The sequence below is a fragment of the Agromyces cerinus subsp. cerinus genome, from assembly GCF_900142065.1.
In the GTDB taxonomy this organism is placed as follows: Bacteria; Actinomycetota; Actinomycetes; order Actinomycetales; family Microbacteriaceae; genus Agromyces; species Agromyces cerinus.
Map to the genome: position 1 here is coordinate 1 of NZ_FSRJ01000007.1, position 22,271 is coordinate 22,271.

The 22,271-nt window shown below is 67.0% G+C and carries 26 protein-coding genes; 5 read left to right on the forward strand and 21 right to left on the reverse strand.

Going from position 1 to position 22,271, the window contains the following annotated elements; translation table 11 throughout:
- Window positions 1-69: 69 nt before the first annotated feature.
- On the reverse strand, window positions 70-660 hold the full coding sequence (locus BUR99_RS19385; protein ID WP_074262060.1) for a recombinase family protein: 591 nt from the start codon (window positions 658-660) through the stop codon (window positions 70-72).
- Between the two features lie 173 nt (window positions 661-833).
- Between BUR99_RS19385 and BUR99_RS19390 the strand changes: the two genes are divergently transcribed.
- A complete protein-coding gene (locus tag BUR99_RS19390; RefSeq protein WP_074262079.1) occupies window positions 834-1,565 on the forward strand; it encodes an NYN domain-containing protein in 732 nt (243 codons plus the stop codon).
- 198 nt (window positions 1,566-1,763) lie between these two features.
- Here the strand turns inward: BUR99_RS19390 and BUR99_RS20485 are convergent, their stop codons facing one another.
- Window positions 1,764-2,081 carry a hypothetical protein gene (locus tag BUR99_RS20485; protein WP_200802783.1) on the reverse strand — a complete coding sequence of 106 codons (318 nt, stop codon included), beginning with the start codon at window positions 2,079-2,081 and terminating at the stop codon, window positions 1,764-1,766.
- A gap of 159 nt (window positions 2,082-2,240) precedes the next feature.
- On the opposite strand from BUR99_RS20485, the gene parA reads away from it, so the two are divergent.
- Entirely contained in the window at window positions 2,241-2,891 is a 651-nt protein-coding gene (parA, locus tag BUR99_RS19400) for a ParA family partition ATPase (protein WP_074262061.1), read from the forward strand.
- Window positions 2,888-3,100: a chromosome partitioning protein ParB gene (locus BUR99_RS19405; protein ID WP_074262062.1), complete on the forward strand. Its 213-nt coding sequence runs from the start codon at window positions 2,888-2,890 to the stop codon at window positions 3,098-3,100. Before parA ends, BUR99_RS19405 begins: the two co-directional genes overlap by 4 nt.
- A 90-nt stretch (window positions 3,101-3,190) precedes the next feature.
- Here the strand turns inward: BUR99_RS19405 and BUR99_RS19410 are convergent, their stop codons facing one another.
- The 8 genes from BUR99_RS19410 to BUR99_RS19445 are packed head-to-tail and all read right to left on the reverse strand — an operon-like array spanning window position 3,191 to window position 11,224.
- A complete protein-coding gene (locus BUR99_RS19410) occupies window positions 3,191-3,388 on the reverse strand; it encodes a hypothetical protein (protein ID WP_074262063.1) in 198 nt (65 codons plus the stop codon).
- Window positions 3,389-3,411: 23 nt separating this feature from the next.
- On the reverse strand, window positions 3,412-4,476 hold the full coding sequence (locus BUR99_RS19415) for a hypothetical protein (RefSeq protein WP_084184180.1): 1,065 nt from the start codon (window positions 4,474-4,476) through the stop codon (window positions 3,412-3,414).
- 4 nt (window positions 4,477-4,480) lie between these two features.
- Complete coding sequence (locus BUR99_RS19420; protein WP_143231736.1) at window positions 4,481-5,938, reverse strand: ATP/GTP-binding protein; 1,458 nt, start codon at window positions 5,936-5,938, stop codon at window positions 4,481-4,483.
- Complete coding sequence (locus BUR99_RS19425) at window positions 5,935-7,584, reverse strand: hypothetical protein (RefSeq protein ID WP_074262064.1); 1,650 nt, start codon at window positions 7,582-7,584, stop codon at window positions 5,935-5,937. The genes BUR99_RS19420 and BUR99_RS19425 overlap by 4 nt, the downstream gene beginning before the upstream one ends.
- Window positions 7,581-8,969, reverse strand: a complete 1,389-nt coding sequence (locus BUR99_RS20355) for a hypothetical protein (protein ID WP_074262065.1) — start codon at window positions 8,967-8,969, stop codon at window positions 7,581-7,583. Before BUR99_RS20355 ends, BUR99_RS19425 begins: the two co-directional genes overlap by 4 nt.
- Window positions 8,969-9,643, reverse strand: coding sequence for a DUF8175 domain-containg protein (locus tag BUR99_RS20130; RefSeq protein WP_143231737.1), 675 nt, complete (start codon window positions 9,641-9,643; stop codon window positions 8,969-8,971). Before BUR99_RS20130 ends, BUR99_RS20355 begins: the two co-directional genes overlap by 1 nt.
- Before the next feature lie 9 nt (window positions 9,644-9,652).
- Complete coding sequence (locus tag BUR99_RS19440; protein ID WP_234980936.1) at window positions 9,653-9,967, reverse strand: pilin; 315 nt, start codon at window positions 9,965-9,967, stop codon at window positions 9,653-9,655.
- Window positions 9,968-9,988: 21 nt separating this feature from the next.
- On the reverse strand, window positions 9,989-11,224 hold the full coding sequence (locus tag BUR99_RS19445) for a MinD/ParA family ATP-binding protein (protein WP_074262067.1): 1,236 nt from the start codon (window positions 11,222-11,224) through the stop codon (window positions 9,989-9,991).
- Between the two features lie 289 nt (window positions 11,225-11,513).
- Between BUR99_RS19445 and BUR99_RS20135 the strand changes: the two genes are divergently transcribed.
- The gene (locus BUR99_RS20135; RefSeq protein ID WP_143231738.1) at window positions 11,514-11,885 is read left to right on the forward strand and encodes a winged helix-turn-helix domain-containing protein; all 372 of its coding nucleotides are present in this window, start codon (window positions 11,514-11,516) and stop codon (window positions 11,883-11,885) included.
- A gap of 370 nt (window positions 11,886-12,255) precedes the next feature.
- Here BUR99_RS20135 and BUR99_RS19455 read toward each other — a convergent pair whose 3' ends face one another.
- The 6 genes from BUR99_RS19455 to BUR99_RS19480 all read right to left on the reverse strand — a co-directional run bounded on the left by BUR99_RS19455 (window position 12,256) and on the right by BUR99_RS19480 (window position 16,463).
- The gene (locus BUR99_RS19455) at window positions 12,256-12,498 is read right to left on the reverse strand and encodes a hypothetical protein (RefSeq protein ID WP_074262069.1); all 243 of its coding nucleotides are present in this window, start codon (window positions 12,496-12,498) and stop codon (window positions 12,256-12,258) included.
- Between the two features lie 129 nt (window positions 12,499-12,627).
- Window positions 12,628-13,254, reverse strand: a complete 627-nt coding sequence (locus BUR99_RS19460) for a hypothetical protein (RefSeq protein WP_074262070.1) — start codon at window positions 13,252-13,254, stop codon at window positions 12,628-12,630.
- A complete protein-coding gene (locus BUR99_RS19465) occupies window positions 13,251-13,493 on the reverse strand; it encodes a glutaredoxin domain-containing protein (protein WP_074262071.1) in 243 nt (80 codons plus the stop codon). Before BUR99_RS19465 ends, BUR99_RS19460 begins: the two co-directional genes overlap by 4 nt.
- Before the next feature lie 405 nt (window positions 13,494-13,898).
- Window positions 13,899-15,431 (reverse strand): ParB/RepB/Spo0J family partition protein, encoded by a 1,533-nt coding sequence (locus BUR99_RS19470; protein ID WP_084184181.1) that lies wholly within the window; start codon window positions 15,429-15,431, stop codon window positions 13,899-13,901.
- Window positions 15,382-15,789, reverse strand: coding sequence for a hypothetical protein (locus BUR99_RS19475; protein ID WP_074262073.1), 408 nt, complete (start codon window positions 15,787-15,789; stop codon window positions 15,382-15,384). Before BUR99_RS19475 ends, BUR99_RS19470 begins: the two co-directional genes overlap by 50 nt.
- Before the next feature lie 362 nt (window positions 15,790-16,151).
- Entirely contained in the window at window positions 16,152-16,463 is a 312-nt protein-coding gene (locus tag BUR99_RS19480) for a hypothetical protein (protein WP_143231739.1), read from the reverse strand.
- 241 nt (window positions 16,464-16,704) lie between these two features.
- Between BUR99_RS19480 and BUR99_RS20635 the strand changes: the two genes are divergently transcribed.
- On the forward strand, window positions 16,705-16,827 hold the full coding sequence (locus BUR99_RS20635) for a hypothetical protein (RefSeq protein ID WP_268756606.1): 123 nt from the start codon (window positions 16,705-16,707) through the stop codon (window positions 16,825-16,827).
- A 127-nt stretch (window positions 16,828-16,954) separates the two neighbouring features.
- Here the strand turns inward: BUR99_RS20635 and BUR99_RS19485 are convergent, their stop codons facing one another.
- The 5 genes from BUR99_RS19485 to BUR99_RS19505 all read right to left on the reverse strand — a co-directional run bounded on the left by BUR99_RS19485 (window position 16,955) and on the right by BUR99_RS19505 (window position 22,249).
- A complete protein-coding gene (locus tag BUR99_RS19485; protein WP_074262074.1) occupies window positions 16,955-18,898 on the reverse strand; it encodes a type IV secretory system conjugative DNA transfer family protein in 1,944 nt (647 codons plus the stop codon).
- On the reverse strand, window positions 18,895-19,452 hold the full coding sequence (locus BUR99_RS19490; RefSeq protein ID WP_234980937.1) for a hypothetical protein: 558 nt from the start codon (window positions 19,450-19,452) through the stop codon (window positions 18,895-18,897). The genes BUR99_RS19485 and BUR99_RS19490 overlap by 4 nt, the downstream gene beginning before the upstream one ends.
- A gap of 412 nt (window positions 19,453-19,864) precedes the next feature.
- Window positions 19,865-20,974, reverse strand: coding sequence for a hypothetical protein (locus tag BUR99_RS20140; protein WP_143231740.1), 1,110 nt, complete (start codon window positions 20,972-20,974; stop codon window positions 19,865-19,867).
- Window positions 20,975-21,360: 386 nt separating this feature from the next.
- Window positions 21,361-21,561 carry a hypothetical protein gene (locus BUR99_RS19500; protein WP_234980938.1) on the reverse strand — a complete coding sequence of 67 codons (201 nt, stop codon included), beginning with the start codon at window positions 21,559-21,561 and terminating at the stop codon, window positions 21,361-21,363.
- 328 nt (window positions 21,562-21,889) lie between these two features.
- Window positions 21,890-22,249, reverse strand: a complete 360-nt coding sequence (locus BUR99_RS19505; protein ID WP_074262078.1) for a DUF2510 domain-containing protein — start codon at window positions 22,247-22,249, stop codon at window positions 21,890-21,892.
- Window positions 22,250-22,271: the final 22 nt, after the last annotated feature.

The window sequence follows — 22,271 nt, forward strand, 5'->3', positions numbered from 1 at the left end:
AGCGCTTGCGCGGCGAACCAGACGGGTCGCCGTACCAGCCTGGTGCGGCATCCGGCGGCGGCGGGAGCGTCATTGCTCAACCGTAGCCCCGGCGCTGCTCTGCTCCCCCTCGTGACCGCGGAGAGCGCGCCTGAGAGACGAGAGCGAGACTCCGACAGCGGAGGCCGCCTCGGCGTGCGTCTTGTCGGCCGCGATGAGCGCTCGCGCCGCGGCGAGCTTGTCCGGGGTCATGACCGTGGGCCGACCTCCGACTCTGCCGGCCTCTCGCGCGGCCGCGAGGCCGGCGCGCGTGCGCTCCTGGATGAGATCTCGCTCGAACTCAGCGAACGCGGCGGCAACGTGGAACAGCAGCCGGCCTGCCGGCGTCGTCGTGTCGATCGCCTCGGTGAGCGAGCGGAACTCCACGTGCCGATCGCCGAGCGAGCGCACGACCTCGACCAGATGAGGCAGCGAGCGGCCGAGCCGGTCGAGCCTCCACACGACGAGCGTGTCTCCGGCGTTGAGGTGGTCGAGTGCGGCCGTCAGCTGCGGCCTGTCGGCCTTCGAGCCGGATGCCTGGTCGGTGAACAGGCGAGAGCAGCCGGCGGCGCGTAGAGCGGCCGCCTGCGCCTCGGTGTTCTGGTCGCCCGTCGAGACTCGGGCGTATCCGATCACTGCCATGCGGCAACGGTAGTCGAAAACGTTGCAGTGGCGAGGTTTCGACAGCCGGCCCTAGATCGTGAGTTCTGACCACCGATCAGGCCGGGTTCTGAACACTTCGCGAGCAGTGTTCAAAAACGATCGTTTGTGAGTGGCTGCAACTCGCAGTCGTGCCACGGGTGCAGTATTGCTTCATGCGCGTGGGTGTCTATGTGGACGGTTTCAATCTCTATTACGGCGCCCGCAAGCTCTGTGGGCGCTCTACCGCCGGCTGGCGGTGGCTGGATCTCCAGCAGCTTGCCGCGTCGGTGGTTGCTGCGGAGTCGGGCTGGGCCGGCGCGGTTGTCGAGAGAGTCGTGTACTGCACCGCCAGGATCAACGGCGCCTCCAACCCCGGCGGGCAGCGCGACCAAGACACATATATTCGTGCGCTCCAGGCATCTGGTGCGGTGCACGAATTGTCCATGGGCAACTACGTGTCGCGCGTATCGACAGCTCCTCTTGCGACAGCCGACCGAAAGGGGCGACCGGTGATCACGAATCCGGCATGGCCTCTGATGGTGCAGGACGGCGGCGGAGCTCCTCAGCCCGGCGCGGTTTTCATGGCGTCGGTTGCTCGGCGCGAGGAGAAGGGGTCAGACGTGAACGTCGCTTCGCATCTCCTCCTCGACGTGCTCGAGGGTCGCGTCGATGCCGCGGTAGTCATTAGCAATGACAGCGACCTGGAGTTTCCGGTAGTCGAGGCACGCAAGCGGGTGCCCGTCGGACTCGTGAACCCAACTGTCGGTTTCCGCGCGGGAAAGCTTGGTGGTGCAATCTCGGACGGTGTCGGCTCGCACTGGTGGTACCAACTGACGGAAGCCGACTTGAAGGCGGCACAACTGCCCGAAACGGTCGGAAAGCTAACCCGGCCGGCTGGCTGGTAGTGCGTCCCGCTGAATAGATCGCGCCGACGACTCTCCGTAGAAGCTGGCGCGAGCCGCAACGTAAATCGCGATCTACATCGCGCTGTAGATCGCGATGTAGATCAACCTACAAACACAGAACGCAATCTCGACGTACAAAACTGATACACTGATGCACATACCACTCGGTCCCTCTGGGGCCGAGTTTTTTTTGTCCGCTCACGGCCGAGCGGCATTGTCGGTGTCGTAGCCGGCTCCATCGCCGTCGTCGTTGTCATCCTCGTCGTCGTCCTCGTCGTCGTCCTCGTCGTCATCCTCGTCGTCCTCGTCGTCGTCGTCCTCGTCGTCGTCCTCGTCGTCATCCTCGTCGTCCTCGTCGTCGTCCTCGTCGTCGTCGTCGTCGTCGTCGTCATCGTCGTCATCGTCGTCGTCGGCGTCAGCGTCAACGTCAGCGGCGGCCTCGGCGGCCTCGAGCGCGAGCTCGGCCGCGGCCGCGATGGTCGGCGGCGCCCGGTGCCCTCGGCGCCGGCCTCGCACGCCTCGGCGTCGGCCTCGAGCTCGCGGCCGGGAGACAGCATCGCGTGAGTGTCAAAACTCATACGTTTTTGACTTGCACGGCGCGGCGTGTCTGTGGTACTCATTTACTCATACGCTCATAAACTCATGAGCGGCAGACTTAGACGAAGGAGAGCACTCGTGGAGATCATCGCGGTTCTGAACCAGAAGGGCGGCGCTGGCAAAACGACCATCGCCACGCACCTCAGCCGTGCGCTGCAGTCGCTCGGGAGCGACGTCGTGTTGGTCGACTCTGACCCTCAGGGCAGCGCCCGCGACTGGGCTGCAGTCGATGAAGACAACCCGATCGTGACGGTCGGGATCGACCGGCCGACGATCGCACGCGACGCACGCAAGCTCGCTGCGCGCTACGTCGTCATCGACGGTGCGCCTCAGGCTCAGGAGCTCGCGGCCTCGGCGCTCACCGCGGCCGATCTCGTGCTCATTCCGGTGCAGCCCTCGCCCTATGACATCTGGGCGACCGCGGATCTCGTGGAGCTCGTCAAGCAGCGCCAGATGATCACTGACGGCAAGCTGCGCGCCTACTTCGTTGTGTCTCGTGCGATCAACGGCACAACGCTCGGTAAGGAGATCCGCGAGGCGTTGGAGGACTACGGCCTGCCGGTGCTCGAAACGGTCGTGCACCAGCGCCAGGCCTACCCCAAGTCGGCTGTGCGCGGTTCGACCGTCCTCGATGACGGAACCGACGCAGCCGCGGCCGCGGAGATCCGGGCGCTTGCGGCCGAAGTTATCGCGATCCTCGAAGGGGCCAAGGAAGGAGTGGACGCATGAGCGGACTGAGCGCCGGCCGGCCGAGCCGCACCGGCTCGAACACGGCCAAGACGTTGAGCATCCTCGCGGGCGACGAGAAGTTGGAGCGAGTGAATTTCGAGCTGGAGGCAGCCAAGAAGCGCGCGCTGAAAGCGTACGCCGCAAGCAACGGCAAGACGATCAAGGAATTGCTGACCGACTACATCGATCAGCTCCCCCTCGACGTCTGAGCGACACACAGAACGGCCCCGGAGAGATCCGGGGCCGTTCTGTGTTGGGGCGTCTCCTCGAGCCGTTGACACGTACGTGTCAACGGAGGCTCACTCGCGAGCCGCGATATCCGACAGGCTGCGTTCCATTGCAGAGAGATCCGTGGCGATGCTGCAGAGCGCTTCAACCTGGATGACCGCGAGGAGGTCGCGCTGCTCGTTCTGGAGCACGCTGCCGGGCTTCTCCTGCAGGGCGCGGCGAATCCCTGCGACGTCCCGGCGCAGCTGCTCGTACGGGTCATTGGCCATGATGGTGATTCCTTTCGTGGTGGTCAGCCGCCGACGTTCAGCGGCCCTTTCGCGTAAGCGAGATCGATGTGCAGGTGATTGCACGTGTCATCGAACTCCCGCATGTTGCGGAGTCCGAGCGAGATTCCGGCCTCGGCGCGGCACTGCACCTGTCCGACGCGGGAGCCGGCGGGCATGATCGGGTCGAGCATCGAGATAAGCCGGATCGACTGCGGATCCGTGCCGGTGAGGATCGTGCCGCCCAGAGCGTAGAAGTCGACGGCCTTTCCGCCGCCTTCGATCCAGTGCGATGACCCGGTGCCGGCTCCCAGTTGTGAGCCGGTGCACTTGCGGTTGATGTCGCTCACGCCCACCGTCTCGAACGACCGCACGGCGAGCACCATGATCTGCAGAATGCTGACGTCGATTCCACAGTTCGGCACTTTCTGGCCGGCGGCGACGTCCTCGATCTGTGCGAGGTAGCGCGGTTCGAGCACGCGCAGTTGGCCGTTGCCGGCTGCGGTCATCAGTTCTTGCGCGAGCGCCTGGGAGTCGCCGCCCACGCTGCACGCGCCGCCGCTGGCGCTGCTCGTGAGCGCCTGCACGACCTCGACGGCCGCGGGGTAGAACTTCGTGTAGTGATCGGGATCCTGGTTGATTTGAACCTCATGGGCGGCGAGCGAGGGCGGCATGGTCGCCCAGCCGGGAACCTGCACCAGCCGCGTCAGAAACGCCGTCGCGGCCTTCTTCGGGTCGAGCCGGTCGGCCCTCGGGCCGTAGTCCTCGCCCTGCTGGAACACTCCGATAGTCGTGTTGTCGACGGCATCGCCGTGGTTCAGGTTCCGCAGGCTCGACTCACCCATGCCGGTCATCACCGCGATCACCGCGGCGCGGGTGTCGAGCTCGAGCTCGGCCGCGGCGTTGATGATCGTGCCAGCAATGACGAGTTGGTCACCGGAGTATCCGGCGACCGGGGCACTGGTGCCGACGCTCGCGAGGTTCACCGAGCCGCCGCCGCAGGCGGCGGTTGCTGAACTGATCGCGACTGTGCCGCCGAGCGTGAGCAGAAATGCCACGCCGGCGGCCACAGCGACCTTGCCCGCTCCCATGCGTCTACTCGCGGCCCGCGGCCGCGGCCAACGCCTCGTCGGTGTTGGTCACATCGATTTCCCACTGCGAGCGGATGTGTTGCACGTGCGTCTCCGGGTGGGATCCGAACTTGAAGATGTAGTGACCATCGCGCAGCTTCTCGATCGTCTGCGCCGTCTCGGGCGCGAAGCCGAAGGTTTCCTGCGCCCACGCGGCATCCTCGGGCCGGCCCTGGCGGAACGTGTAGATGCTCTGCGCCTCCTGAATGATCGTGATGCCGGGCGAATCCCGCGGGATATCGGTTCCCTTGTGCATCACGAACACGTTCGAGATTCCGAGGCCGCGCGAGAGCTTCTGGTTCGACTTGATCAGCTGAGCACTCGGCCCGCCGATCATGTGCCAGCCCTCCTCGTAGACAACCGTGGTCGCCCAGCCTCGTTCATTGCGAAGCCGCCCGAGCATCCACATGTTGCCGATCGCCATAACGACCGGCACAGCCGGCCCGTCGTCGGGCAGCTGCGAGATATCGAAGCTCGTGAGCTTCCCCGTCAGATCGACCTCGGAAGACGTCTCGCCGTCGAGCAGCCCCGAATACTCATCGAGCAGCCCGTTTAGCGTCCAGCGCACCGACAGGCCCGCCTGGTGCAGCTTGTCGCGCGCATCGGGCGACAGGCTCGCGTAGCGCTCGGAGTCCACAACGCCGAGGTTCGGCAGGACGTCGGCGAGCACGGGCGTGCGCCCGTCCTCGAACCGGGGGAGTGTCGTGAGGAGTGCCGCGCGCAGCGCTTCTTCCTCCCACTCGTTCAGGCTCTGGTCACCGCGGCCGAGCCGGGTGATGATGTTGAGCAGTCGGGCCTGACCCTTCACGCCCGTGCCCCGCGCAATCATCGGATCCATGAGGTTGAGCCGGGTGCCGGTGCCGTCCGCGGTGAACCGGATGGGCTCGTACCCGTAGCGGCGAACGACGTTCGAGTATTCGCCTTCGCCGGCCTGGTCCTTCTTATCGAAGATGACCGCGCGCCGGTTCTGCAGGAGCAGCGGTCGGAGCACACAGACCGTCTTGACGAAGCTCGACTTTCCGGCGCCGACGTCGCCCATAACCACAGTGTTCGGGCTCGACACCTCGCGCGGCGACGAGTTGTAAGCCGTCACGGGATCGTGCGAGATCGACGTGCGCGAGAGCACGTCGCGGCCGTTCACGACGCCCTTAGTGCCCGTGGGCGGGCCGATCAGTGCCGTGTTGAGGATCTCGGCTTGCCGGGTCGTCGTCGGTGCGCCGATGCCGGCAGGCGCGTAGTACCCGCGGGCAGCCTTCGATGCCTTGGTGCGCAGCTGAGTGCCGGGGAGATCCCACGGCACGATCTCGTTGCTGCTGCGGGTGACTCGCTCCGTGGCCGGCGTCTCGACCGGCGGCGCGAATGCGCGGAAGCCGGGCAGCGCCCAGATGCCCTTGCCCTTGTTCTCTGCCTTGTGGTCGCTCACGAGATTGCCTCCTTCTCCGACTTGCCGGCCATTACGCGGTAGATCCGCGCAGAGAATGACGAGTCGTGTGCCGTGATGCCGCGGCCGATCGGCCACGTCGTGCCGGATGCTGCGGCCTCGAATGAGTCCTGCCAGTCGAGGTATTCGATGCCGAGTCCGGTCGCGCACGTCTCCTCGAGCTGGCGGGACGCGCGCGCGAGCTCGTCGCGCGATCGGGTCGAGATAGTGACGTAGCCGACCCACGCCGCGCCGTGGTGACCGGTGCCGGCGCGAAGGTCGATCCGGCGGCGCTTCGATGCGCTCATCGCGGTTCCTGTCTCGTCAAGGTCGACGGATCCGGCCTCGCTCTTGGAGATCGCCTCGGCTTGGTCGCGCACGAGATCTCGTTGCGCTGCGGCCTTGGCTTCGCCGGCCGGCACAAGGTGAATGTGGAAGCTCACTGAGCGGATGAATTGGACGTCGCGGCCGATGAGGAGATCCAGCGCCCACAGCTGCGTGCGCGGTGCCGTCGCTAGAGCGTCGGCGGTGATCTTCGCCGTGCGGTGCCACCACTCCACGGCCTCGCCCGTGAGCGGGTCGATGCCCTCCACGACGTGCGCGGAGAACTCGTCGTGCGATCGCACACCGAGCCGCGCCGGGTGAACGTCGGCGACGTAATCGATCGGCCGTGAGGGGTTCTGCTGGTGCAGCATCACCGCGGCGATCTGGCGCGCGGAGAGCACGTCGACCTGGCCCATGCGGGCCTCGGTCAGTCCGCGGTGCGCGGAGGCGATCTCCTCGCGCATGAGTCCGCGCCACCCGTCGCGGCCTTCGCCGTACTTGCGTGCCGCGTCGTAGAACGACGGCGACAGCGGCCACTTAACCGTGATGTAGTGCCGCTGCACCATCGCTCCGTCGCCGGTGAGGCGCAGCACTTCTTCGTAGGACTTGATCGCGTCCGCCGGTGCGTCGCTGTCGAGGCTGTTGAGCACCCAGAACTCTTGCAGGGCGGTATCTGCGGGCAGTACGCGCGTCATCGTCTGCACGTCTTCAACGAGCACGGACGGCACCGCACGCGATGCCAGGAACGCGCCCCAGCCCTCGGCCGCGCGGGTCATGACTGACGTCGACTCGATGCCGCGCAGCTGCCCGGTCACAGAGAACACGACGGCCAGATAGCCACGCTCACCGATCGGGGCGTGCCACTGGATGCCGGCCACGCCGCGGCCGCATTCGAGCCAGCCCATGCCGTCTGCCCCGTCAGGGTTCGCGCGCATCGCGTCGAGCGTGCGCTGCGCCTCCCACTTCTCGGTGCGGCCCTTGGCTGCGCGCACGGCCTGCTCGGCCTGATCCCAGGCGGCGACGTCGTACGGCATGAATGCGTCGGCACCGGATGAAACACGGGCCTTCCAGCGTCGACGGCGGCGGCTGCGCTCCATGATCGTGCCGCGGTGCGTCTTGGCGGTGACGAGCATCGTCACGCCGACGCCGCCCAGGCCGATGAGCAGCCCCGGCCAGCCGACGATGATCGTCACGATCATGCCGGCGACGACGAACCCGATAATCAGGGCAATTCGCGTCTTTGAGTGAGTGCCGCCGAAGAACGACCGGTGCCCGGACTCGCCGCCCAGGTGTCGCACGATCGCGCGCGTCTGTGTCGTGCTCATGGCCGATCCCCTCCGATGTTCGAACCTTGGTCATCCATCGCGGATACCGCCTGATCTGAGGCGGCGTCTCCGAGTTCCCGTGCCTTCTCGGCCGCGCCAATCGCGGCCGCGGCGATGAGTGTCGGAACGCCGATCGCGGCGCCGACGCCCGTAGCGGATTCGGCAGCGCCCGCTGCGGCGAGCCCTTCGGCCCCGGCGGCTGCGCTGCCAGCACCAGCCCCGGCGCCTGCCGCGCCGGCTGCGCCGGCCTCACCCGCGCCGCCAGCCGCGGCACGTGATGCGGCGACCTCGGAAAGTCCGCCGCCGCTAGAGCCGGGGCCTGAACCTTCGACGGTCGACGGCTCGGCGTCGCTCGTGCTCGAGGTAGACGAGCGAGACGAGTTCGAGCCGCTGCCGCCGTCGCTGCTCTGGCCGTACTTGTTGCCGGCGTCGGTCATGTTGTTGGAACCGATCGGGCTGCCCGAGATCGCCGGGCCGTTCGTGCCACCCATCCCCGTAGGGATGACGGGCGCGAATTTCAGCAGCAGCAGCGGCGAAAGCGCCGCGATGAACAGGGCGATGATCGCGACGAGGAATGTCACGAGCGTTTGAAGCGGCGGGTTCTCGCCGAGCGTCACGATGCTTCCGGACATGATGTAGAACGCGAAGCCAAGTAGGAAGAACAGCAGCGGGTGCGCTGCGAGGATCCCGATCCAGACCTGCACGAGCCGGAGGCCGAAAGTGCGCTTCGTCGGGTCGATGATCCAGACGAGCCCGAGCGGGATGAGCACGCCCGTGAAATAGAGAGTGACCAGCTGCACGATGAGCATGAGCACGACCAGAAACAGGCCGATGACCATGAGCAGCATGAGCACGCACGCGAGGAACACGCCGCCGGTGAGCGTCGCCGGATCGGTGGTGTTGATCAGCGATTCCATGCGAGTGATGACCTGGCTGTACGACCCGGCGATGCCCCACTCGATGAAGACGTTCGAGAGCGCGTGGAAGAAGTTGACAAGGATGTACCCGAACATCGGCCCGAACATCGCTCCCACGAGAAACAGCGGGAAGTAGAGCCCGATCGACTCCAACAGATCGCGGCCGGCCATTGTGCCGCGCGCGGTCTTGACGATCTGAGGGATGAGCAGCACGATCGCCGCGAGAATCGCCATCGCAAACGCGACCGCGTACGCGCTCAGGAACCACTCGGCCGTGAGATCCGGCAGCGTCGATTCTGTGAGCGCCGGCAGCACGTCTTTCGCGAGGCTCGCCGCGGCATCCTTCAATGCCTTGAAGGTGTTCCCCCACGGATCCGACCAGAAGTTGGCGACGCCGCCGATCGCGTCTCCGATGCCGCCGATCTCGCACAGAATGTCGTTGCACGGCTCGTTCTCGTGGGCGAACATCAGCAGCCTTCCGTGTACCCCGTGCCCACCGAGAAGAGCTCCTCGGTCGTGCGCGGTTCGTTCGCGTGGTCGACGTGCCAGGCGCCGCCCTCCCAGCTGAGCGTGAGCATCGTTGAGATGCGGAACTGCGGGTGAAGCTCTCCGTTAATCACGACGCCGACGCCGACTGATACCTCTGCAGTGTCATCGGCGTACGATTCGAGGTTCCAGACTCCGGGCACCGTCGAGACGTAGAACTCTTGGCCGTTCGGCACGAGCGAACCCGACAGGTTCGGATCGGCCGCGAGAGAACCCACAAGGTCATAGTTCGCTGGGTCAACAACGGCCGCGGCCTCGACCGCTTCGGCCTCGGCCGGCGACGGCACGGGGTAGCGGGTGAGCCAGCGCACGTACGACGTCGCAAATTCGACGGCCCCGTTACTGGTGTGCGGTGCTGCCTTCTGTGCGGCAAGCACCATCGCGGCATCGCGTGCGTCGCCGCCCAGGCATCCGGTCGGTTCGACGTCGACGGGCGCGCTCGTGCTTGGTGCGCTCGGTGCCGCTGTGGGATCGGTGGGTGCGTCGCTGGCGCTGGAGCTGTACCAAATACCCCCGGCAACGATGAGAGCCGCGACGGCGGCTCCTGAGACGATCCAAGGCCATTTCCGTCGCGGCGGTCGCGCTTCGGCTCGCATCGCGCGGGCCTATCCGAACAGGGCGAGGATCGCGCCCACGATCACGGCGAGGGCGGCGAGCACGCCGAGCGAGATACCGGCCCACATTGCCTGTGTGCGTGCGGTCTTGTACTCGTTCGGGTTGCCGCCGTTCGACGCGCTGGCCATCTTCACAACCCCGATGATCAGGAAGATGACGGCCAGGATGATGCCGATGCCCCAGAGGCCGGCAAGTAGCTTCTGCCAGAGTTCGGTGAACTCCACTCCGAACGCGCCGAAGTCCGGCAGGATCCCGTCCATCGGGTTTTCGATCTCGCCCGCGCGGATGATGATGCTTTCAAGCATGGTTGCTCTCTCTCTCGGTGGTTAGCGGATGCTCTGCTGCAGGTAGGTGACGACGCCCGCGGCCGCGGCCGTGAATGCCTGCCGGCTGGCCGGCGAGAGCGAGTCGAGCGTCAGCTGTCCGCGCTCGGCAATGTGGGCGTCGTAGGGAACTTCGAAGACCTGGCGCACGTTCGAGCCGGTGATGATCCGGTTCACGCGCTCGACCACCTGCGGGTGCTCGGGGCGGCCGTCCGTCAGCCGAACGATGATCGCGTTATCTGCGAGCGTCGCGGCCTTGCCGCCTGCAGCTCGCAGCACGTCGAGCAGCGCGACCGCCTCGAGCACGGCGTCGCCCGCGTTCATCACGGGGATCACGAGGGCATCGGCCGTCTCGACTGCGCCCTCGAATGCCGATGAGCTCGGCTGGTTGCCGGAGTCCATCACGCGGATGCCGTAGAACTCATCCACGACGGCCGCGACGCTCACGACGTCCTCGCGCACGAGTCGATCGCGTCGACCGGTCGTGCCGATGACCGATGCAAAGGACGTCTGCGGGGCCGTGTAGCCGGCGAGCTGGCCGGCGGTTCGGATCCCTGCGACGTCGCGCACGAGCTCACCGATGCCGCGGGGCGGGTTGCCCTCCGCTCGGAAGGTGAGGGCGCCGGGGTCGTCGGAGACTTCCACGATCGCGACGGATCCCCCGCGAACCGCGGCGAGCACGCCGCCCAGGAGAAGCGACGTCGGCGTCTTGCCCGTGCCGCCCTTCGGATTCGCCACGAGCACCGAGACAGCGCGTGTCCACGTCGCCTGTCGGATCGTCTGTTCGTCACGGCGGCGCTCCTCCCCCGCCTTGAGCTCCGCTGCCTCGGCTGCGCCGGGTGCCATGCGGATGCCGATACGCGAGAGCGCGCCGCGCATGCCCTTCGAGGCAACAGCCGGCTTCTCCGTCGTGGTCGCCGTCGACAGGTCGCTGAACGGCTCGGAGAGCACGTCAGCCGGCCGTGCGGCCGGTGCGAACGGCTGCGACGCGGGCACGGTCACGACCGGCTGAACCGGCGTCGATGGGAACTCCGCGCGCGTCTGAACGGGCGGGATCTCGACGGGCTCGGCCGTGGCCGGCTCGACGTCGGCCGGCTCCTCGTCGACGGGGAGCAGCGCGGCCGCGTCGAGTGCGTCGCGCAGCTCTTGGCCGTGCATTGTGTGCTCGAGCTCGACGTAGCCGGCGGCGCGCTGTGCGCCCGCGAATGCGGTCGGCTCGTTGTTCTCCTGGTGCGTCATTGCCGCGTTGTCCTTCCGGTTGCTCGCTGACGATTCATTAAGCGATTCGCTGGTTTGCACGGGGGTACCGCACTGCGTGCAGTACCGCGGGCCCACCTGGCGGGAACCGCACGACGTGCAGACAGATATGTCCGCAACTACGGCGTTAGTTCCTGCGATGCGATCCCCCACGGCCTGCCCCTCTCGCTGCTGCATGGTCATCCCCCAAATGAGGGTAAACGACACGTGCGTCGTTTCCTCAGATATCCACAACCTTGCAATTCAATTACCACGTTGGCAGGCTAACACCATGACCGACGAACCGAAAGACATACTCACCGCGGCGGCGGCACTCGGGCAGAATGGTGCAATGCCATCCCGCCTCGAGCTTGCCGACGTCCCCCCGCGTGCGGCGGCGGCGCATAAGGCGATCTCTGGCCATGCCCGCATGACCGTGCTTCGCTTCCTGCTCGATAATCCGGGCTCCTCGCGGCCTGGCATCGTCGCGGGCACCGGCGTGAGCCAGGGCTCCGCGAGCGTCGCTCTGCGCGAGCTCGAAGAACTCGGCTACGTGACTGCAGATGTCGAAGCGCCCCGTAAAGGGCGCTCGGTTCGGTACTCCGCGAACCGCGGCGTTCTGACTGACGACATCACCGCGTTTGTGGCGTGGATGCTACGTTGACCACTCCCCCCACAGAGAAACCCCGTCGAGATCTCGGCGGGGTTTTTCGCTGTCGTCGGCAGCTCCTGCAGGTGGCCGGCTACCGCCTCGCAGCTGCCGCCGGTTCGCTCCGCGAACCGTTGCCGTCGATGGAATCCGGGGCTGACTCCCCCGCGAATCTCACGATGAGTAGATGAGTATTTGAGTGAGTGAGGGTTAGACGGTGGGGTTGTTGTAGAGCGCGACGAGCGCCAGGAGAACGAACGCGCCGACGACGACGGAGACGCCGAGCAGCACTCGGCGGGATCTCCGGCTCAGCCGGACTTGAATTCGCATCACTCCCCCTCACCTCGTGCCGTTGACACGTACGTGTCAATATCGGCGCCGGTCGCTACCCCTCGTCTAGTTGCCGCTCGACGTCTTCGCGCAGCTGCTTCGCGATGCCGGCCAGGTGCCGGAGATCCGCGGCCCGGCGGTCGACGGGTCGCTCGTTGTGCCGCGCCGTCTCTTCCTCGCGCTCGGCCTCGTGCTCAGCGCTCGAGGCGAACTCTTCCAGCGCCGCGGTCAGCACGTAGTACGCCTGATCGTCGGTCAGGTCGAGTACGACCGGAAACGGCTTCATCGGTGTGGCCATGCGCCTATCCTCCCTGTTGCGGGCGACACTCCCCCGCTGTGAATGAGTATTTGAGTGAAAACCCCTGCTCGCGTCCCCAAGCCCGAGTGGATGAGTAGATGAGTATTCACTCATCTACTCATCCCGTGGTCACTCCTCTTCGGCCTCGAACGGGGCTTCGCAGACGCCGCAGATGATGGGGCCGGCGTCGAGCACTGAGCGAGATACGCGGATCTTGCGACCGCACTCGCATTGTGCGCTCACGCCGTTGTTGTTCGACTTGCGACCTGCGCCGGTGGGCTCGGCGAGCCGGTAGGCGACGAGCGCCGCGTCGAGCGCCGCGACCTCGACGGCGTAGCGGGCCGCGGTGGGTGCGGGCACGTTGGTGACCGACCATCCGATGCTCTGGTCATGGTCGAGCGTGAGGCCGAACTCTTCGCCGATCGCCTTGAACTTCGCGTTATGGAACCGGCCTTGCCGGCTGGTGTCCTTGATCCCACGGGTTTGCGCTGCGCCGTGGGCGGCCTCGTGCAAGAGGGTGCCGAGCACGCCCGCGCCGCCTCGGGCGAGTCCTTCGCCGCCGACGAACAGCTCGTGCACGCGGTCTTCGCCGCGCGCCCACCGATCGGGGGCGAAGTGCCCGAGCTTCATGCCCTGCTTCTGGGTGCCGGAGCCGAGCGTAACGACGACCTCGGGCACGTCGGCGTGCTGCGCCTGAATCGCCTTCCATGCCGCCTCGATCGCACCGACCAGGGGAGCAGTGACCGTGCCGCTCATCGGGCGACCGCCTCGGCGGTGAGGCTCACGAGCTTGTCGACGCGGAGGCCGCACCATGCCTCGGAATCGGTCACGACGACGGGCAGGCTACGGAAGCCCTGGGCGCGGAGCTCTTCGGTCTCTTCCTCGCTGAGCGTGTTGACGTCGATCTCCTCGAACTCGATGCCCTTGCGGGTGAGCACGTCCTTCGTGCGGTGGCAGTCCTTGCAACCTTCGCCGGTGTAGATCGTGATGCTCATTTACTCATTCCCTCATTTGGCCCCACCATTTCGGAGGGCATCCCATCTGATAAACGGAGAGAGCGCGGGGGAGCGGCGGGCTGCAAGGGGTCGTGGAATACCGGAGCAAGCGCAGCGCGTGAGGATATGCCGCGAAAGCCCCTAGTGGCCCGACGCGGACCCGCGAGCATGGAGTGATCAGATGGGATGCCCCGCTCGCGGGCGAGCACTGGCCGGCCTCTGGCCGGCTCCTCTCTGCTCGTGCACCTGGTCGACGCGCCGCCGGCGCGCGACGCTCGTTCGCGCGTGGGCGCCGGCGGGGGAGTCGTGAGGGGGCTCCGCCCCTTCACGTCGCGCCCCGGTGGGGGCGTGACTCTATGGACGCGGAGGCCGCGCCCGCCTGTGTGGCGGGCGCGGCCTCGTGGTTCAGTCCTGCGTGTCGTCGGCGGCTTCGGGGTATCCCGCTGCGATGCGCTCGACCGGCGCGAGGTGGTGCCCCCACGCTTCGAGGCGCAGGAGATACGCCGTGTCGGTCGCGTTCGGGGTGCGCCATGCCTCGCGGCTGGTGTGGTTCTCGCGGGCGGCGAGCGTCAGCGCGAGGTTGACGTGTCCAGCCTTGGCGGGCTGGCTCTCCACGAGTCCGCTGATTTGGGCCTTCATGTCGTAGCCGCTGAATCCGAGCAGCTCGCCCGCGAACTCCGAAGGCGACGCCGACGCCTCGTAAGAGTGACGCGCGAGCGTCACCGCGACGAACGCGGCGGCGTCCTTCGGCAGCGTCTTGCGCGAGAGGAGCGTCACGAGCCATTCGCGCCGCACAGTCTCGGCGGCGTCCCATGACTTGTTGTTCTCGATCAGGCGTCGCCGCTCGGCGCGCGCCGCCTCGCGTGCGGCTTCCTGCTCCTCCTCGGGCAGCGTCGAGATATCCACCTTCTGATCGTTCCGGCTCCATCGGGGGTGGTGAAGGTCGGCGCGCGTGCAAACCGCCGTCACCGCCACCAGCTCTTGGGCGACGTGCTGCACGTGGATTCGCACGGCGTGGCCGGGGCATCCGGTGTGCTGCTCGGGGTCGACTTCGGGTCGCTCCTCAGCCTCGGCGGGCGCATCCGTCAGGCCGTACAGCGATTCGTAATCGTTGCTGTCGCGCCCGATGACGGGGTAACCCTTCGCGGCCTCCTCGGCGGCTGCCGCCTCCCAGATGCGGGTGCGCGCCCGGTCGTCGCGGAGTCGCTGGGTGATCCACGCGAGATCTCCCTCACGGGCGTCGAGGATCGCCTCGCACGCCTCGGCGTCGCCCTCGAACTCGACCAGCGCGAGCGCCACGTCGAAAGTGACATCCGTGGCGATAGCCGCGCGGGCTGTCTCGGATGCCGCGATTTTCAGCGACGCCGCCACGGTGTCTTTCTTCGTGCCGGTGGCCTTCGCGATCTTGGCGGCGCTCATGCCGTCCAGCTCGAGCAGCCGCAGCGCGTCGACGCGGTCGGCGTCGGTCATCTCGGCGCGGCGCTCGTTCTCGACGTACTGGCTGACGATTCGCTCCGTCACCGTTCCTTCGGTGGCGTTCATGTAGACGGGGATCGTTTCGAGGCCAACCTCGCGTGCGGCGAGCACGCGGCGCTGGCCGTACCGGACGTAAACGGTGCCGTCGTCGGCGCGGCGACCGCTGACGGGCGTAAGCACTCCGCTCGCGCGGATCGAGTCGAGGAATCCCTCATCGAGCTCCACGCGGTGCTGACGCACGTTCTCTTCGAGCACGAGCGTCTGCGGGTCGATGTGCTCCACCTGAGCCTGTGCGGCGGTGGTGGTCGTGGTGGTGGTCATTCGAATTTCCTTTCGGTAAGGTGATGGGGAACCTGACCGGGAACCGAGGCAATTAGAGTGCTTCGGTTCCCGGTCTTTCGTTTCCCCGGTGTTAGGCGGTGAGCGCCAGACCGGCACTCGCGCGAACGGCGTCGTACTCATATGCCGCTCGCGGGCGACGCCACATCGTGACGATGGTCGCGGCGTCCTCGTTCGTCAGCGAGAACGTCTCGCCTGTCTCCTCGTTGATGCCGAGGAAGATGCCGGGGCCGTACACGAGCGGGCTTTTCCCGCTCGATGTCGCGCGAACCATCACCGACAGTTCGACGTTGAGCGGGAACCGGCGCTGCCCGTCCTCGTCGGCGGTGAAGATACCGAGCGAGTAGCCGAACGGCAGCACGTCGTACCACTGCGAGCCGATCGCCTCGTTGATGCTTCCCGCCTGCAGGGCGGGGGTCGCGTCATCGATTTCGACGGTCGCGAGCGACCCGTCGGTGTTGATGCGAATACCTGTCCACATATCGTTTCCTTTCCTCTGAAGCTGCCCCCGGTTGGGGCGGTGCCTTCAATCGATAAATGGAATGCCCCCCGGAGCGGCTGGCCGCGGAAAGGGCGGCCGCTTGCGGCCGTCGCGCAGCGACGCGGAGCCTGCCCGCACGGCCCGAGCTCCACAGGAACGGAGTTCCTTCCCCGGCCGTTCCTGGGACTGCGTAGCGCCCTTGGAGTGGGTAGCCGCGCAGGGTACGCCGCCACGGCGATTGAAGGCACCGCCCGCGGCTGCAAGCCGCATGCCCTTGCCCCTGGGCGCGTGACGCGCCTCGAGCGGTTGACACGTACGTGTCAACGAGTAGATGAGTGAATACTCATCTACTCATGCGGCGCTCAGCGCCGGTGCTCGCCGGGCTCGACGCGGCGCACGGCCGACGCCCATACCCACGCGCGGCGCTTCTCGCCGTCGCGCAGCTCGAACTCGATCTGCACCGCGCGATCCGTCCACGCGATCGCGCGGGCGCGCACCTCGACGGATGCCTCTGGGAACCGCACCCAGGCGGCGACGTCGACCGGGACGGGGGCCGGCGGGATCTCCGCCGCGCCGATCTCCTCGGGCGTGAGCGAGATGGGGCGCGGCCGCAGCACGACCTCGTAAATCGCGAGGTCTGTGACGTCAGACCCGTACCGCCGATTTTGCCCCATGATTCGAATGTATGTTCGAATCTTCGACGCGGCAACTCGGTGCCGATAGTAGCTCGTGGGGCATCGCGTGTCGCTGATCCCGATTCGCCGGGCCGGAAGTAGCGTGTGGCCCCGAGGGCACCCCTGAGTGATCAGGAGCCCGATGCACGAATGAGGGCCCCGGCTCTCGCGAGCTGGGGCCCTCATATCAATCGCAGTAACCACTAGGCGGCTGGAATCCGCCTCGACCCCGAGGAGCCACATGGCCAACTCATTGCAAGATACCCCCCGCTGGCGCTCGATCAACACATTGATCAAGACGTTGCGGAAACTCATTGCTGCGCTGCTCGACCTGCTGCACCTGGTCGACGCGCTCGCGACCTAGGTCGCGCGCCGTCTTCCCCACTCGTGTGCAGGCCAGCCCGCGGATAGCTGGGCTGTGCACATTGGGGGAGACGGCGAGAGGGCGAGCCGATCGGCTCGCCCTCTCTCATGAGTAGATGAGTGTTAACTCATTTACTCACTTCCTCTTCGGCGGGCGTCGGCTCTTGGTCGACGTCGACCGGCGGCGAGGCCGGCTCATCGGCCGGCGCCGGGGGAGTGCCGGTCGTTCCTGCGATCTTGCTGGGGTCGACCGTGCGATTCGGGAGCGCGCGGAACGGCGCGATAGCGCCGGCCTGCACGATCCAGAACGCGCCGTCTGTGGCCTCGCGCACGTCCTGCGGCGGGATCACGTAGGTGTGCTGAGCTCGCGCAGAGTTCAGCTGCTCGCCGCCGGCCGCGCCGCTGGCCTCCATCTGCATGACCGTGCCGGCGTACTTCACGACGTCCTCCGGATCCTTCGACCGGCCGAAGATCAGCGCCGCGCCGCTCGTGAGCGCGCGTCGGCGGCGTACCTCGTCGTTCGAGACGCCGGCCGGGCTCTGCGCGGCCAGGATGAGGCCCATGCCCGCGCTGCGGGCAGTCTCGAACAGCGAACCGGCGGTGTCGCCGGGGTCGCTCGTTCCGGTCACCAGCTGCGGGAACTCGTCCACCACGACGAGCAGCGGCGACTTGTCGCGGCGCGCGAGGCGCGTCGCCATGTAGTTGCGGAGATCGAGCATGAGGAGATCTCCGAGCCGCGCCTGCGCGTCGTCAACGGGGGAGAGCGGCACGACCGTGACGTCTGCCTGCCGATCCTCGTACGACCATCCGTCCTCGCTCAGCCACTCCTCGAGCGGACGGAGCGCGACGAGCAGACTCTGCAGCGCGCGCGTGCCGGCCGTCGTGCCGTTCCGGTCGACGGGCTGATTCACCATGTTCTGGTCGTACTGGTCGCGCACCCACGGGCCGGGGTTGGTGAGACGGTCGCGGAGATCCGCGACCGATCGAACCGGGCCCGTGTCCTGCACGGCCTGCAGCACGCCGCGGATCTCATCGAGGTAGTGCTGATTCGCGCCGTCCGGCTCGGGCATGAGCCGCATGAGCTTGGCCGTGACCTGGTTAGCGTTTCCGCTGAACAGGTTCCAGCCCGCGCGGCCGGCCTCACTCTTGGGGCCGGCGATGATCGCGCTGCGGCCGTAGCTGCGTGCGATCTCGGCCAACGCTTCGGCGTCGGCCGGGTCGCCCTTCGCGTCGAGCATGACGACGGGCCAGCCGTACTCGAGCGCGCAGAGCATCACGCCGTTCAGCAGCACCGTCTTGCCGGTGCCCGACTCGGCGAGCAGCAGCGCGCGAACCGAGGATGCCGCCTTGGGCAGCACGGCGAGCTTTCCGCCGACGTCGACCCAATCGCGCACCTGGCGCACGTCGTAGAACTTTTCGGGCAGCGTCTTGACCGTGGGGCGCGTGATGAAGCCGAACGCCTGCCGGCCGTCGCCGGCCGGCATCGGCACGGTGACGACTTGGCTCGTGGTGCCGCGGATCTGGCCCGTCGACGCTTCGAGCTTCACGCCGATGCGCCGCGCCGCGGCGACATCGGCAGCGCGCTTGCGCGCCGTCTCGATCCGCGTCTGTCGGATCACGTCAGAGATCCGGCGCGTGCGAACGCGCTCGGCGATCCGCCGACGGTGGATCGACCACGCCAGGGGGAGCAGCAGCACGCCTGCGGCGAGGTTGACGAGCACCCACGGCCCGAACGTGGGCCACAGCTGCGCGCCCCAATTGTCGGCCGCGAAGAACGCGACGCCGGCTCCCGAGCTGAACCACTGCGCGAGCAGCCAGACCTCGACGGCGACGAGCGCGGCGACGAGCAGCGCTCCGATCGTGTTGAGCACCCACTGCCAGCGCCACACGACCCAGAACCGAGCCTTGACGGCGACCGCCTCGCCGGCGATCGCGACGGCGACAATCGGCACGAGCAACGGCAACAGCACGAGCGTGGCGACGAGCACGGCCGCGGCCGCGATCAGCTGTCCGATCAGTTCTGAGGTCGCATCGCCCTGGGGCTCTGCCCCCTGTACCTCTGCGTTACTCATCTACTCATCCCCTCATTGAGTCCGTCGAGCTCGGCCGGCACACTCGTGGCGGTCGGGTCGACGGGGGAGCCGTCCAGCCACATGCGGCTGTCGTCTCCGATCCACTTGCCGCGCACGTCGAACGCGGCGAGCGTGAGCACCTTGTGCCGGCCCGTGTGGTGCACGCGCTGGTCGGCGATTCGACGCACTGCGCGCTCGGTGGCCGCGTCGCAGAAGTACACGACGCGGCCGACGCCCTCGCGCTCGAGTCGGCTCGTGTGGTTGTTGAAGATCTGCACGTAACGCCCGAGCACCTTGGGCGTGAGCTCGACCTCGACGAGCTCGATCTCGTCGCCGCGGACGGCGACTCCATCGGTCATGTGGTCGAGCTTCGAGGCCGGCTCGCGGTCACGCTGCCACGTCCAGCCGTGGCAGATGTAGCGCGCCGAAATCGACGCGACGGCCACCTCGTGGCGGGTGGTCTGGCGGAACAAATGGGGGGCCGCTTTTCCGGTCGCGGCGTGGGTCGCCCAGACGATCGAGCCGTCTCGAAATGTCGGCCGCGCCGAGTCCACGAGGCCCGTTCCTTTGAGCCGTGCCACCCACTGCTGAGCCCTCCGCAGACTGACCGGCTCGCCCTCCCCAGAGAACCCCCCGAGCGCGTATCTGATGCCCTCCATATCGACCATCCGAACGACACTCAGCCACTCGATCATCGCCTCATCACGCACCGTCATCTGCACCATTCGATCCCGCCTCACCCGCTCTTGCTCTTCTGTTTTTGATTTTGATTTTTGTTTTTGTTTTTGTTCTTCCCTGTCCCTGCCCCACCCCTTTATTTCCCAACCTCCCTCAAGAATAAGCTTGCGTTGATTGGGGGAGGTTGGGAAACGCGCGAAGCGCGGGGGTGGGGCAGGGACAGGGAAGAACGGCCCTTGAACCTTCGTTTACCTATTCGCGCTCGGTGAATAGTCTAGCGAAGCCCCTCTAGCTCTGGCTAGAGGGGCGACGCCGCGCAATTGCGGCGTCGCTCTCTGCTCGAATCGCTTGGATCTGCGCCGCCTCAGCGGCGATGCGCTCGCGCTCGGCGCGGGCTTCCTCGCGACGTGCGAACTGCTCCGCGAGGCGGGCGTCACGCTCGGCGCGACGCTCCCGCCGGCGGGCCTCGTCGGCATCCGCCGAGTCGAGCTGATCGACGGCCTGCTGCACCTGGTCGGCGCGGTACTCCGCGCGGTCTTCGGTCAGGGTCGGCTCGGCCGGATCGATGTACTCGGCGAGCAACCATCGGGTGTATCCGAGGGGGTCGGATACCTCGTTCGGATCCATGAATCGGAACGCTCGCGCGGGCCTGTCGGACTGCTGTCCGAACCGCGCAGCGTTGGCTCGGAAACCGAGCTCCTGCTCGAGCCTGCGAGCGAGGTCGCGAGCCGCCCACCGCTCGGGCGTAACGCCCGCTCGGTGAAGCACTCGAGCGATGCTTGCCGGGTGCGCGTCGCGCAGCCAGGGCAGCAGAGTTCGCACGTCGCGAGCGAACTCGAACATCTCGCGAGGCCAGATCACCCGGCCGGGTCTTGACGTGGCCGGCTGATTTTGCAACCTCTTGTCAAGGCTGTGCGACCGCGGAGCGGGCGCTCCCTCTTGCGCGCTTGCGCGCTGGTGTTTATCCATCTCTGAAAGCGCTTCATGCGCTTTTAACCCTCCTCCGGAGGGTAGGTGGACAAAACCACGTCTGCGGAGGCCGATGAGGTCACGCTGTGCAGCCATGCGCAGCTGTCGGTTGCCGTGCCGGCGGTACGCCGCCCTGCGCTCTGCAGTCGTGAGGTATCGGCCCTCAGCGCGCGTGCGGCTGAACCCGAGCGCGTTCGCTGCGCGCCAGAACCGGGTCATCGTGCGCTCGCTCCGAGAGACGGCGCGGCCGAGCCGTGCACGGCCCACGGTGACGTTGCGGCCGGTGCCGTGGTCGGCGTAGGTCGCGGCCTCTTTCGCGGCAGCGAGGAACGTCGCGGGGCTGATGCTCTCGGCTCGCCCGCCGGGCTGCACCCAGCGCAGCTTGGCGCGGCCCTCAGGCGACGCAATCGCCCAGACGACCTCAGTCACCCACGCGAGCCGGTAGCGCCACACGGGGGCCGTCTGCTCGCCCGGCTCGACATCTGGCGCCCACGAGCGACGCCGAAAACCCACAGTCGTAGCGCGGGGCCCGTTGTACGGCCGTCGTGCTCGCTGCTCTGCGACGACCTCAGCGGCCCACTCGACGGGCACCAGCCACGCCGGCCCCGCTGCGCCGGCCCTCGGCGTGTTGCGTGGCGCTACCCATGTGGATAGCTCGTTTTCGGGTACGATGAACGCACCTCCTCTTGCTGGGGTGGGTACAACGAAGGCCCGGTTTTCAGCCGGTCTTCCTCAAATCGCTCAGAACCTGTAGTCGCCAAACTTCGAAGGTTCAGAGCCAGAGCTTCGGCCCGCCGCATGGCGGGCCATTCTCGTTAAGCCGAGTCGATAGGCAACTCCCCGTCGCGTGGTGGTTGCTGCTCGGGCCACCATGTCGGCAACCCGCGGTCGTTCAGCTCCGTATCGACGTGATCGATGAGCCGTTCCAGGAACACCGCGCCAGAGACGCCGGCGTGAGCGGCGAGTGCTTCAAGCCGCTGCTTCTTACGCTCCTCGATCGCCCAGCCGAGACGCACGGGCTTCAGCCTCGTGCCTCGTGGGAGTCGTTGCGCTGCCATGCTCGCAACGGTACTGATACATGCAGCATTAAGTGAAGCGTGACACGCCGAGCATTTCAGCTCGACAGCGGCGCCGATATTGACACGTACGTGTCAACTGCTCGAGGCGTCGACGTCCCAACTGTGCAGCTGGGGCTCGGTCGTCCACCATGACTCTGCACCGCTCGGCGGCATCTGGGAGATGACGGCATCCATGCCGTGAGAGTAGTGCCGGCAGCCGACCGGAAGCCTGAGTTTTCCACACCTGGGGCGTGGTGGTGCTCAGCTATCCGGTTCAGCGCCTAGATCAGTCGATACCCGACCAGACGCCCTCGCGATTGATGCAGTCCTGGAAGTCATCGGTTGGAAGGCTCTTGCTACAGCCCTTGTAATCGTCATTGCCGCTGCTGCCGCCGATCGCGGCGATAATGCCACAGCTCGCGAGCACGAGAAGCACGATCACGGCAAGCACGATCGCGCACCCCCAGCTGCGGCCGGAGGAGGGCGGTTCAGCTACCGGCTCCACAGCTGGGCTCGCTGAGCCTGCGGCTTCGCTCTCTCGGTAGTCGTCCGTCCAGACAGTGCCGTTCCAGAAGCGCTTGCGCGGCGAACCAGACGGGTCGCCGTACCAGCCTGGTGCGGCATCCGGCGGCGGCGGGAGCGTCATTGCTCAACCGTAGCCCCGGCGC